Here is a 13,593-nt window from a genome sequence, read left to right as displayed (position 1 = left end):
TGCCGAGGGCTTTTTTTACTTAATTACTTAATGGTGAATTCTACCGTTCTAGTAGCTTCATTCCCGAAATTATCCCAGGCCACTACTGTTACTTCGTGGACACCTTTAGTCCAGTTTATCTTCTTTAACGTTACTGTGCCGTTCTTTTTATTAAATGTAAGGTAATTTTTCTTTTTGCTGTAGTCCACGTCGTCTACTATTATGGTTACTTTATCCCAGTTAATATCGGACATATATGGGTCCTCTTCATTATCCCTGACTTTTGCGTTTATGCTTACGGAGCGGGTGTTGTATGATTTGCCGTCAACATTTATTTCTTCTATTATAGGTGCAAATAAATCATCCTCTGCCGTTATTTCAAATACCGCCCTTATGTTATCCACATAAATTGAGCCTTTGGTCATAGGTCCTTTTATACCTGAATTGACGGACATTATCCTTATAGCCTGAGTAGGATGTAAGGATACAGGTTTTGCTATGGATGAAGGTATTTTTGCTTCTACGTATTTCCATCCAATCCAGTTTATACCGGTAGCTCCATCCGTTAAGTCAAGGTTTTGTATATTGCCTTTTCCGTCAATAATTGCACTTCTTAACCAATAACCCTGTGCTTCAGGAGTTCCATACACCCACATGCCTATGGAGGATATATTGCCCTGTATTTGACTTGCGGTGCCGGGGCCTGCATAAACTCCTAATGTGTCCACCCACAGGGCGTTTGTAAAGTCAAAATCTATTTTAAGTGCCTTTTCATCAAAGCGAACAAGATCCTTTTCACTGGAGCTTAAGCTTATTGAAGAATTCTCTCCCTTTCCTGCAACAGATGTTCCCCATACTCCAAGGCCATTTTCAAAGGCATAAAGAACTTCAGGCTTCTTGCCTAATTCCAATTCTATTTCTGCCGTAACCTTATTTTTCTTATATTTTGCTGTTATCTTTCCAGGTTCAGGATTTTTTGCAGCATGGAATACTCCGTCTTTGTCAACTGTACCCAAGGTTTTCGGAAGCTCCCATTCAATATCACTTGCCTTTATCACAAGAGGCCTTCCATCAACAGAACCTTTCATCGTCAATTGCTTTTCCATGTTTGGTATTACAGTAAATGGCTCCATATCAAACTCTAAAGTATCAGGGTTGGCTATTTCAATCCAGGTGCTGCCTGCAACCTTATTATTGTACTTTAAAATGACCTCTACTTCCCCTGTCTTCCCGTTGGATACGAATACTCCCTTGTTGTTGATTTTTCCGTACCTGGTGCTGGATAGTGACCATTTTAATCCCGAGGTCTCAATGGGGGCTGACGCTAATGATGAGTCCCTTCCCTTGAATGAAAACTCAACTGTGCTTCCGGGGGTATAGGAGCTATCGTAGGGCTCTATATATGCATTTGCGAATTTATGATCGGATTCTGCAGTGGATACAACCAGCCAGGAATTTGCCACTTTTCTTTCTGCTCCTGCAGAAGGCTTATTTATAAGTCCCAGTATATCTTCACCGGGAATTCTTGATAGATATGTTGTAGAGCCGCCGCCGTCCAGTTCCAGTGCTGTTACCGCACCTAAATCTATCATAAGCTGAGTGAAGTCTTTTGATGTCAATCCTGCAGAGTATGGCTCCTGCCTGCCGTCAACAGCTACAAAGAATACATCTCCGTTTTCTTTTATACCCACGGCCGTTCTTGGGTTTATTCCTGTATCATACACTGCGGGCTCGCAGGATTTTCCATCTTTTACTATTATGGCTTGTCCGCCGATTGCTTCTTTAAGGGTAACCCCAATCTGACTGTAATAGCTCATATCTCCTATCACTGCCTTGTTGTCCTTCGTTATGCCAAAAAACCTCCAAGTTGAATAATAATTAGGTCTTACCGCCCTTCCATCCTTATAAATTATCCCAAAGGGCTCGCCTGTGGACATATTAAAAAAGTCTCCATTTACCGCCGCAACCACTGTATGATTATAAGAGGTGGCAGCATCAGCCTGTCCCCTCACCGTCTGCAGTCCTATACTGTCACCGTCATATGGTGTACCGGCTTCAATAGACACCGAATTATTTTCCATATCAATATTGGTAACAAAAACTTCCCTTTTTTTGCCGTCATTACCTATAAAGCTGTAACGGCTCTCGGTAACTCCTGGAGCAATATCCACCCGGTATTCATTTATGGCTTTATCCACAATTTTCGATTTGAGGTTAAAACCGCCCAGGGCATAAGATGTAACAGAGCCTAAGACGCAGTTGCTTATTAAAACTGTTGTAGCTGTAAAACAAATTACCTTCTTTGTAAATTTCTTATCGGATTTTCTTTTCACTGCTTCTATCCCCCCTGTGAATAATGTTATTACTATCTGAAAATGTTAGAGGACGGTTGACTACCATCTTTCTTTTAAAACAGCATGTCCTAATTTTCTTTAAAAGATAAACAGTAATGAACCGTCCCCCCTCTTTGGTCTTTGTTATTTCCTTATATAACTATTTAGTTTGTTAACTAATTTCTGTCAGTTACTACAACAGCTCTTACAAACTTTGAGCCGGAAGATACAAGATATAAGGTAACTATATCGCCATCGTCGATATCCCTTAGTGATATTTCCTCTATATTATCTATATCGGATATATCGTAAATTATGGCATCATCTTCAAGCGTATATGTAACTCCATCTATCTGTATCTTACTGCTGGACCGCGTTACGCTTTCCACTTCTGCATCTTCTATAAGGTAGTTAAGTTCATAAACGTCAATTATTTCTTCTGTATCTTCATCTACTGAAATTTCCACTACGTCTCCTGCATAAAGGGATATTCCCCTTAAAGTTCCTTCATTTTTCTCTGTGCGCAGGTTTTTAAGCTCTCCATCCAACCAGACCTTCAATCTCCATGTATCTTCATTTGACAGCTTTGTTGGATTGGAATCAAGTACGACAGTATATTCTTCTGTATATACTGAGCCTGACCTGTCAGATTCTTCAACTATTACGGCCAGAACATCATCGCCATCATCGACAAATACCCTGCATCTTATTATTTCATCATAGTTTATATCTTCAAACAGACTGATATCTATTGGATTATCATCCTCGTCATAATCATCATCTTCATCGAATTTTTCTACATTGAACATAACTGTATCTGCATTGAGCCTGTAGTCGTCCACATATCTATCACCGGCTTCGAAACACACTTCGCCGTTCTGGTCGTTGTCAACTATAACTTCTTCTAAAAATTCAACTTCCACTAAGTTATCATCTTTATCTAAGGTTATTCCAACTAAAGTGCCTGCAACGATATCTTCCCAGTCCAGTCCTCTTGGAGCAGTGAAGAAATCGTCATCGTCTATATCATCTTCATCTACATCGTATTCGGTATAGTCCCCATTTTCATCAACAACATCAAGGGTCCATACATAGCCGTTTCTCGTAGATGTGGATCTGGTGTCATTGACAACATAAGCTATCAACGAGGCTGAACTGGAACTTATATCTCCCGCATTTACAAATATCGCATTCCCTGCCCTGTCAAAATAAAGGGTTACTTCCTCGTCTTCCATATCCAGCGCAGCGTCACTGTCAAAATATTCAAGTCTGTTTCTATTTAGATAAAGTATCATTTCTGTATCATAATCATTATTTATCTCATATGTATATTCTTCTCCGTCAAATGTAAAATCCACTTCCGTGACATCTTCTATCTCATCTTCTACAGTTTTATTATATACTTCAGCGAATTCCGCATCTTCATTATAAAACACTATGTCTCCAGCTTTTACAGCTTTATAGTCGATTGTCTTACCACTCTTCACAATAGTGAAGTCTTCAACATCAATCTCATTGTCGTAGCTGTATATGACATAGTCATCAACATCCTCTACTACTAAGAAATTTTCCCAATCATAAAGGTCCATGAAAACTATGTTGTTACGCGAATCCAATACTATTTTAGCATAATCGTACTCTCCATCCAGTTCATCTTCATCATCCTCTATTTGTCCGTTTATTCGGAATATAAGATTATCAGATATATTATATTCGTCATCTTCTGAAATTAATGTAGCTGTCATCTCATCTACATCAATTTCAACTGCGTCATGTTTTACTTTGTCAGAACTTGTGGAGTAGTTTATTATTTCGTTATCATCCAGGCTGAGGTTAATTTGGAGGCCTAATACCTCTTGGTAATCTATTTTTAAATTGCTTGGTACACTATACCATTCTGTATCTTCATTTTCATCAAGCACTTCTATTTCCTCTTCATCTTTATCAACATTTATTACCCTTCCTGTTGCTGCAGATGAACGCGCATAGTCATAACTAATAGTGTTTTCATTAATTCTTATGGTAAATGTGTACGTTTCTCCTTCTTCAAGGTATTGTGCATTGCTGGTATCCTCAATAAATTCTACATTTGCACTCATTCCGTTGGTTGCAAACAAAACATCGTATACTCCCACCAGTTGTCCGGAGGCTTTATTAGTAACTGTAACATCTGAAGAAGTGAAGGCCGGTACCTGTTTATTAAATTGAATACGTACCACTCTTCCGCTCTGTACTAAGGGAGTTATGGAGGTTATCTTAAGATCCTGTGAAGTTCCCCCATCTATTACTCCACCGCTTATGGAGCCTAATACAACATCAGATACATTTCCTATTGACAGCACATTTGTACCATCTTTTACTTTTTCAGAAATAATGCTTTTGGTTTCTGTCACCATAGGGTTGTCTGCCAAAATTACCGGCGAATATGTAAGTGCTGCAAGAGGTGAAGCAATTAACGCATATGTATAATCCAAGCCTGTTGCGAGGAATGCTTTGCTGAAATTTAAATCTGAAAATCTTCTTAATATTGCTGCGTTGGTTTCATACCTGTCCATACCGCTTAATCTTTCAGCATTTAAACCTGATACAACGGCGTCGCTTATGACACCTGTGCCGCCTACAACAAATACTTTTTTATTTCCTATAAAAGTTTTTACTTTAGCCGGCATGCTTGTTATGTCTGTTAAAAGTATAGGCATGCCGTGAGCTGCTGCTATTGATGATATAGATAATGCATCGGGATAATTTTCCGCATATGCAAGCACTACTTGCGAAGTATCACCTATGTGGTTAGCGACAGCCAGAGATGTTTCATACCTATCAGCTCCCCAAAGACGGGTAACAGTTTTTCCATTGTTTTTTAAATAATCCTCTATTGATTTTGAAATTACGCCTTCTCCGCCGACAATCATAATATTTGTGGCACCTAATCTCAATATCTCATTTATTACCGTTGTGGGAAGAGTATTAGTTGGTGTAAGTAAAATAGGCGCGTCGTATTTCTTAGCCAGAGGCGCTGAACAAAGCGCATCAGGAAAATCCTCTCCATATGCCAATACAACATATTTAGAAGTTGTCCATCCCGACTGGGAAACTTTAACGGCCGTTTCGTATTTATCAAGGCCTGTGATTTTATTGATATTTACAGCTGCAAATGCGGTATTTGCTGTAACCATCTGAGTTAAAATCATACAGAACACAAGGCTCAATACGAAAATCCTTTTAATTTTCTTACTCATTTTTTAGCTCCTTTCTGCTAAAATGCACAATTATATTAATTATACTCTTTTATAATATAACATTTTTTCGGATAATTTGTGTCGCATTTATGAATATATCTTTAAATTTTATGTGAAATTTGACTATACAAGAAAAATCCGCCAAAATATCACAGTTATTTTGACGGATTTTTATAGTTTAGGTTCCAGAATTTCATTGGTTATTTTATTCAAAAAAGTCCTGCAGCGCTTTTTCCCATGGCCTTGTTTTATAACCAAACTGCAGCTCCAGCATATAATTCTTTAGCACGGAATACTTAGGACGCTTCGCAGGGCTGTTATATTCCACAGATGATATGGGCAGTACATTCATAGTCTTGCCTGCCATCTCAAATATCTTTTTAGCAAAATCATTCCAGCTGCATTGCCCTTCATTAGTGACATGATATGTTCCATAAGCATCGGTTTTTATTAGCATATCGATTACCTTTACTAAATCCATGGTGTACGTAGGACACCCTATTTGGTCATCAACTACAGTTAAAGTGTCTCTGGATTCTGCAAGCTTTAGCATGGTCTTTACAAAATTTTGGCCGTTCTTGCCATACAACCAGGCCGTTCTTAATATATAATGCTTCTGACATATTTCTTTAATAAGGTTTTCTCCTGCCAGCTTAGACTTTCCATATATGCTTAAAGGATTCGGTGTATCGAATTCTATATAGGGTTCATGCTTTTCGCCATCAAACACAAAATCAGTAGATATGTGAAGCAAGCGGGAATTAGTCCCAATAGCCGCTGCTGCTAAATTCTTGGTACCTATTGCATTGACTTTGTATGCCAGATCAATATTTTTCTCGCAGTCGTCCACCTTTGCATATGCGGCACAATTTATTATGATGTCCGGCTTTTGTCGTTTTACTGTATTAACCACGGTGTTGATATTCGTTATATCCAAATCCTGAGAAGATAGTCCGATAACATCGTAGTTTTCTTTTAATATATTTGCTAAGTCTATCCCCAGTTGTCCCTTGGCACCCGTTACCAACACCTTCATTTCAACACCTCTAATATGCGTTTTTATTTACAAGCCCATTGAATATTGTGAGAAAAACAATCTTTATGTCCAGCCATAATGTCCAGTTTTCTATATAGTACAAATCATGCTCAATTCTCTTTTTTATGGATGTGTCTCCTCTAAAACCGTTTACCTGGGCCCAGCCGGTTATTCCCGGCCTAACCTGGTGTTTAATCATATATTTGGGTATTTCTTCTTTGAATTGTTCGACAAAATATGGCCTCTCAGGTCTTGGACCGATAATGCTCATGTCCCCTTTTAGCACATTGAAAAACTGTGGTAATTCATCAATACTTGTCTTTCTTATGAAGTTTCCAAACTTTGTTTTTCTTGGGTCATCCTTTATAGTCCATTGTGTTTTTTCTTCTTCATCATCTTGTACAATCATTGAACGAAATTTGTACATTTTAAAATTACGCCTGTTTAAGCCTACTCTTTCCTGTTTAAATAACACAGGTCCGTGAGAAGTTATTTTTATAATTAACGCAGTGATTAACATTATTGGTGAAGTAATTAGAATGCAAAAAATAGCTGCTGTTATATCAAGTAGCCTTTTTATAATTTTATTAATTATATTATCTAACGGTATATACCTTATATTTATCAAAGGCAATCCATCTATTTCTTCAACATATGGCCTTGCAGGAAGGTATTTAAAATAATCAGGAATAATTTGCGTCCTTACACCGCATTTTTCACATACTGCAATAATATTTTTTAGTTTATCATACTCTTTAATATCCAGTGTTATAAATACTTCATCGATATTTTGATTATTGAGATAATGCTCCAACTCATTTATTTTCCCCATAATATATGGTTCTGAATTTGATACTGCAACCTGTTCTAAAACTATATTGTCTATTACATTATTATGATTGACTGCGATTTTTTGTTTTGTTTTAACTGCATATTTATTGTCATCCAATATGCCTAATATATTGTATCCCCAATGTCTATTTGACCTGATTCTTTTCAAGAGCTCATTAGTCAGGTCACTATATCCTATAACAATCACATATTTAATATTATAACCTTTCTTTCTTACCATCCTCAATATCAGCCTGGCAATAGTTCTTTCAATAATAATTGTTATTGTGCTGATAATTGAAAATATAAATAATAATATTCTTGAGTAGTCTATCTCTTTGAATAGAAATAATATCAATACAAATAATAAAATACCTGAAGCATTTGCTTTTATTATATTTAAGATTTCTTCCGAAAAGTTCCTAATCCTATAAGGCTCATACAACTTAAATAAATAATATAAAGTAATGAAAATTGGAACAACAAAAATCACTGGCCTAATATAATTATTGAAACTCAAATATTGACCTTCAACATTGAATAAATTACTTTTAAATCTTATTATCCATGAAAATACCAAAGATAAGAAGATTAAACAAATGTCTATTATCAGCAAAATTTTGTTTAAGAATTTTTGATTTTCCTTTATCATAAATAATCACACTTCCAAATTAAATTAATTTTATTATTTCTCATTAAACTCTTTAAGCTTTTGATTAAAAAACTCGATAAATTCAGCTTTAAACCTATTTATACTATATTTCGATGCGTGCTCTCTTATATATTGTTTATCGAATATATCATAATCACTCTCGACTTTTAATACTGCTTCTTTTAAGGATTTCACATCTTGACTATAAAAGAAAACACCGGTTTTACCATCTATAATCGTTTCAAGAGTTCCGCCCTTACCAAATGCAATGACTGGCTTTCCACAAGATTGAGCTTCAACAGGAGTGATTCCGAAATCTTCCTCTCCTGGAAAGACAAAAGCTTTGCATCTTCTATAGTAGTCTCTTACCTCTTCATTGGATAATTTACCCTTGAAGATTATATTATCCTTAGCGATGCTTTTACATTTTTTATATTCAGGTCCGCCTCCGATTATTATTAGTGTTAATCCAAGTTCATTAAAAGCTTCAATAGCAAGCTCAACCTTTTTATAACTAACTAGCCTGGACACAATAAGATAGAAATCTTCAGTTTCATTACCTGGTGTGTAAAAATCAACATCTACAGGGGGATAAATAACTTTTGAATTCCTCCTATATGTCTTTTCTATTCTATTTGCAACATATTTGGAATTTGCAATAAAATAGTCTACTCTATCCGCAGAAATCCTGTCCCAAATTCTTATTCTATTCATAGAGTATGCAATATACATTCTCAGTAGCTTGTTCTTATCAGCAATATATTCGTGATATAAGTCCCATGCATATCTCATCGGAGTATGACAATAGCAAATATGAAGCGTATTACTTTTGGTCAGAACACCTTTTGCACAGCACGTTGATGAACTTATGACAACATCATACTCAGACAAATCATATTGCTCAACTGCAGTAGGCATAAAATTTAACAGAAGTTGATACTTCTGTTTTGCAAAAGGAATTTTCTGAAGATAAGACGTCCTTATATCCATACTCTTATACTCATCTGGCATGTTCTTCTCATTATATACAAATGTATACACAGGGGCTTCCGGGAAAATGTCATGTATTGCTTTCATTACTTTCTCAGATCCGCCTAATCCTGCAAGCCATTCATGAACAATCGCAACTTTCATTATTTCCTCTCCTTTGTAATACCAAGATGATAAATTCCACAGTCATTTTTCACATACTATCTAATTTAAATTTCTCGATAAATATCTATTATCTGCTCAGCGGTACTATCCCAATTAAATTTATCTGCTCTTAATAAGCCTTTACGAATGCATTCTTCTCTTAAATTTGAATCTATCAGAAAATTATTTATTCTTTCTGATATGCTCTCGACATTATATGGATCAATATATAATCCCGCATCCCCTACTACCTCAGGAAGCGATGATGTATCCGATACGATTACCGGGACGCCACAGCTCATAGCCTCAAGAGGGGGAAGGCCGAATCCCTCATATAATGAAGGATAAACAAGCATATTGCTTCCACTATATATAGCAGGCATATCAGCCTGTGCAGCATACCCAATATAGCGAATATTAGATTTTGCCTTACTATATTCTATCTTATTAAATATTTCTTTGTAAAGCCAACCTTTTCCCCCAAGCAATACAAGAGATATGTCTTTATTATGACTGTATATTATTTCAAAGGCTTCGATTAACCTGGAAATGTTTTTTCTTGGCTCCATAGTTCCAACAAATAGTATATAGTTATCAGGAAGATTATATTTAATCTTAACCTTTTCAATAATAGAAAAGTTCTCAACTCTTCTATAGTCACCCTTGCCAGGATATATTACTTTAATCTTTCCTTGAGCCTCAGGAAAGAAATTAATTATATCGCTCTTTGTATTTTCAGAAATAGTAATTATTTTTTCCGAGCGTTTAATGCTATATGGGGTTAAAAACGTCTTCAATTTCCTGTTCTTTGCAGGAAAAGTTTCAGGATACTTTAAAAATGTTAAATCATGAATGGTTGTTAGAAACCTTTGGTTGAAATTTATAATAGAGCTGCTGTAATCTATATAATGAACTAAATCATAATCGTTCATTTTGAGTTTTAATGGAAATAAAAATTGTTCATTTAGCATCCTCTCAGATGGACTAATAAATTTTTTATAATATTTAACAGCTTGAGATTCAATATTAATATCTTGCTGTAAAAAAAAAGTGATGTCTATATTATCATATTGAGATATCTTATTTATTAAAGATTTCATGAGATTATATCCATAATGCCCGACACCAGCTTTATACTTATCAATAACTAAACCATTAAATGCTATTTTCATATTTTTTATCCTCTTTGTCATTTACAGACTGTTTTGCTAACAATATTAATATAATTATTCAATATATAACAGATTAAAATCGAAAATATATAAACGGATTGAAATCAGTACCTGACATATACAAGATAGATACAATAAATATTAGAATTAAAGCAAAATTATATGAAATTCTTGCTATTAAATATGCAATACTATTTATTTTTGAAATGAAAGTTCTTTCAATAGTATCTTTTAAATAATTATATATAGGTGTAGAAAAGATAATGGCTATTATTATAATAAAAATAGACTCATTATCAATAACCCTAAGCACATAACTTGTTCCGCTTAAATTAAAGCTAAAAAGTGCATGTATAAATTTCACAGAAGATTGTAATGTATCCATTCTAAAAAATACCCATCCGATAAGCACAACAAATAATGTATATATTCTTTGAATTATTAATGGTAATTTGTCTAATAGTTTTCCAAAACCACTTCTTTCAATTATAAGGAAAAAACCATGATAAAGCCCCCAAATAACAAAGTTCCAACTAGCCCCATGCCATAAGCCAGTCATAAAAAAAACCATCAAAAGATTTCTATACGTATTAATTTCTCCTTTTCTATTGCCTCCCAATGGAATATACAAATAATCTCTAAACCAGGTAGAAAGTGAAATATGCCAGCGTCTCCAAAAATCTCTTATACTGTTTGCTATGTATGGATATTTAAAATTCTCAAGAAAATCAAACCCAAACAATTTACCAAGGCCTATTGCCATATCTGAATATCCGGAAAAATCATAGTAGATTTGTAATGCGTAACAGAATATAGCTAGCCATGCAGTTCCCATATTATAATGTTGAGGTGCATTAAAAATATAATCAGCTACATAACCTACATTATTTGCAATAAATACTTTTTTAGCAAAACCCAATATGAATCGTTTAATACCATCATAGAACTTACCTGGATTAATTATTCTATGTACAATTTGTTCTGCTACATCTATATAACGAACAATTGGACCTGCTATTAACTGCGGAAAAAGCATTATATAAAGAGACAGGTGTATAAAATTTTTTTGTGGTTTAACAGAACCCATGTATACATCAATAATATATGACATTATCTGAAAAGTAAAAAAAGATATCCCAACAGGCAATAGTATTTTTTCATTTGATATTACTAAACCAAACTTAAATAATTTACCAATATATATAATATTATCAATTAAAAAATTGTAATATTTAAAATATGTTAGTACAAAAAGATTAATCAGTATAGCACATATAAAGTAATATTTTCTTAACTTATTGTTGTTATCATTAAACTCAGGTTCCCCTATCAGTATACCAAATATATAATTGATAACCGTGCAGAGCAGTATTAAAACAGCGTATTTGGCACCGCTCCAAGAATAAAAAATAAATGATGTGAGCATAAGCCAAAAATTTCTTAGTTTATTAGGTAATATGTAATATACAAATAATGTTATCGGCAAAAAAATAAATATAAACTCTGGAGAACTGAATACCATATTTTCACCTCAGAAGAAAAATAAATTAATGTAAATAATGTGTTTATTGGGAAAAGCCACCGTTTTCAATCCATTTTACGAAGTATTCCATAAAGCCTGTCCTCATACTGCCTATAGCTTCCTGATTAACTTCAATAATAATCATATCCTTATTTTTTAATAATTCACCAAAATTGACATTTTTAAATTCATTATCTATTTCATAATATCCGCTTGGAAATGATCGAACAGCAACGTTATAGAACATAAAATCAATATTACTAAATACATCTTTGTCACCTATGATATCCAAAATTTCGTTATTAAAACTTCCTCCCCTTATAAAAAGATTGGGTTTTACCGTATTAGGCGATTCAGTGAAACTTATACGTGGATAATAGTATTTTGTATCCATGGTACCTTTATATAGATTCATAAGATCAAGGAGGTCTGTATCAGGTGCTACTGGCGATTCTACTTCATCAACGCCAGTGACTACCATTTTTTTTAAACGTATACCAGTACGCTCATACATTGACTCGAAAAATCCGGATGCAGCATATGCTGATGCAATATAGTTCCAATGCACTCCAGTAGTTGCAAAGAGTGGATATTTAATTTTATCTCGGTTTTCTTTTAGATATTTTGCTGAATCAAAATATCCAATATCGTTATTTTCAAGAAGTGCAATAAACCGTAAATATGCACTATCTTTTTTATTAACTGGAGCCATAAAATAGTATTTATCTGGTATCCTTTCAGGGTAAATATCAGCTTTACTAGGTGTAATTAAAAGAAAAAATATAATATCATTTAAATCACAAAAATTATTAATATACTTTATATCATCGATGAGTATATTTAAATATTCATCCGATGCGATTGGTCTAAGTTGCAGATATTCATCTATATCACCTGAGCCATATAAAGTATTATCCTTACCAATGACTACACTACTATTTGGTGATTTTCCGAATACAGAATATTTAAATTGAGAATATGATCTTATGATATTATTTCTATGTGGAAAACTTTGCATAAACCATTCACTAAAATTCTTTTGATATTCTCCTGTCCAATATTTATCCCAACTTAAATTGTCTCTTTTAGTAGTGTTTATAACCCCTGAGAGTTCTTCATTTTTTGTTAATTTTAATAATTGAGCAAAATATAGAGATGTTAAAATACAAAAAAATAACAATATTAAAGATATTGAAGTAACAACATCTGATTTTGGTAGATTACTATTACTTTTTAATCGATTCTTATTTTTTAATAAGATGTTCTTCAAATAATTCACCTCATATGATAACTTTTGTTTCTTATATAAATAATTCCCAATAGAAGCTATAACGATATCACAATAATCCCAGAGATTATCAATAATAGGCCTGCGACTTGATACATGGATATATTTTCATGTAAAAATATATAAGATAAAATAAAGGTTAATACATATCCAAAACTCACTAAAGGATATGCAGCACTTAATTTCATTTTCGAGAGAACGTTGATCCATAATAGCGCACTAGCTCCATATAGAAATAAACCAGTTAAAATATATTTATTAGTAAATAATATAGTGAATGAATTTAAACTAAGCTTTGAAAAAACATCTGATCCTTTTTTCAAAAATAATTGTGCAACAGCACCGAAAAAGATGCTAAGAAATGCGATAAAGTATTTATTCATATTTTTACCATTCTTTCCGTTAAT

Annotated in this window: 9 protein-coding genes; all 9 read right to left on the bottom strand. The window is 33.9% G+C overall.

The window, feature by feature from the left end:
• Positions 1 to 23: 23 nt before the first annotated feature.
• Positions 24 to 2,312 carry a phosphodiester glycosidase family protein gene (locus OXPF_RS15505; RefSeq protein ID WP_054876127.1) on the bottom strand — a complete coding sequence of 763 codons (2,289 nt, stop codon included), beginning with the start codon at positions 2,310 to 2,312 and terminating at the stop codon, positions 24 to 26.
• Between the two features lie 176 nt (positions 2,313 to 2,488).
• Positions 2,489 to 5,551 (bottom strand): cell wall-binding repeat-containing protein, encoded by a 3,063-nt coding sequence (locus tag OXPF_RS15500; protein WP_054876126.1) that lies wholly within the window; start codon positions 5,549 to 5,551, stop codon positions 2,489 to 2,491.
• A 205-nt stretch (positions 5,552 to 5,756) separates the two neighbouring features.
• The gene (gene rfbD / locus OXPF_RS15495) at positions 5,757 to 6,587 is read right to left on the bottom strand and encodes a dTDP-4-dehydrorhamnose reductase (protein WP_054876125.1); all 831 of its coding nucleotides are present in this window, start codon (positions 6,585 to 6,587) and stop codon (positions 5,757 to 5,759) included.
• Positions 6,588 to 6,597: 10 nt separating this feature from the next.
• Positions 6,598 to 8,070: an undecaprenyl-phosphate glucose phosphotransferase gene (locus OXPF_RS15490; protein ID WP_054876124.1), complete on the bottom strand. Its 1,473-nt coding sequence runs from the start codon at positions 8,068 to 8,070 to the stop codon at positions 6,598 to 6,600.
• Positions 8,071 to 8,103: 33 nt separating this feature from the next.
• A complete protein-coding gene (locus tag OXPF_RS15485) occupies positions 8,104 to 9,204 on the bottom strand; it encodes a glycosyltransferase (protein WP_054876123.1) in 1,101 nt (366 codons plus the stop codon).
• Between the two features lie 65 nt (positions 9,205 to 9,269).
• Entirely contained in the window at positions 9,270 to 10,376 is a 1,107-nt protein-coding gene (locus OXPF_RS15480; RefSeq protein ID WP_054876122.1) for a glycosyltransferase family 4 protein, read from the bottom strand.
• 73 nt (positions 10,377 to 10,449) lie between these two features.
• Entirely contained in the window at positions 10,450 to 11,898 is a 1,449-nt protein-coding gene (locus tag OXPF_RS15475) for an MBOAT family O-acyltransferase (RefSeq protein WP_054876121.1), read from the bottom strand.
• Positions 11,899 to 11,941: 43 nt separating this feature from the next.
• Positions 11,942 to 13,168 carry an alginate O-acetyltransferase AlgX-related protein gene (locus OXPF_RS15470; protein WP_054876120.1) on the bottom strand — a complete coding sequence of 409 codons (1,227 nt, stop codon included), beginning with the start codon at positions 13,166 to 13,168 and terminating at the stop codon, positions 11,942 to 11,944.
• 56 nt (positions 13,169 to 13,224) lie between these two features.
• Positions 13,225 to 13,569, bottom strand: coding sequence for an EamA family transporter (locus OXPF_RS23660; RefSeq protein ID WP_054876119.1), 345 nt, complete (start codon positions 13,567 to 13,569; stop codon positions 13,225 to 13,227).
• Positions 13,570 to 13,593: the final 24 nt, after the last annotated feature.

It is taken from the genome of Oxobacter pfennigii (assembly GCF_001317355.1).
Classification (GTDB): Bacteria; Bacillota; Clostridia; order Clostridiales; family Oxobacteraceae; genus Oxobacter; species Oxobacter pfennigii.
This window is presented reverse-complemented; position numbering and strand designations above follow the sequence as displayed.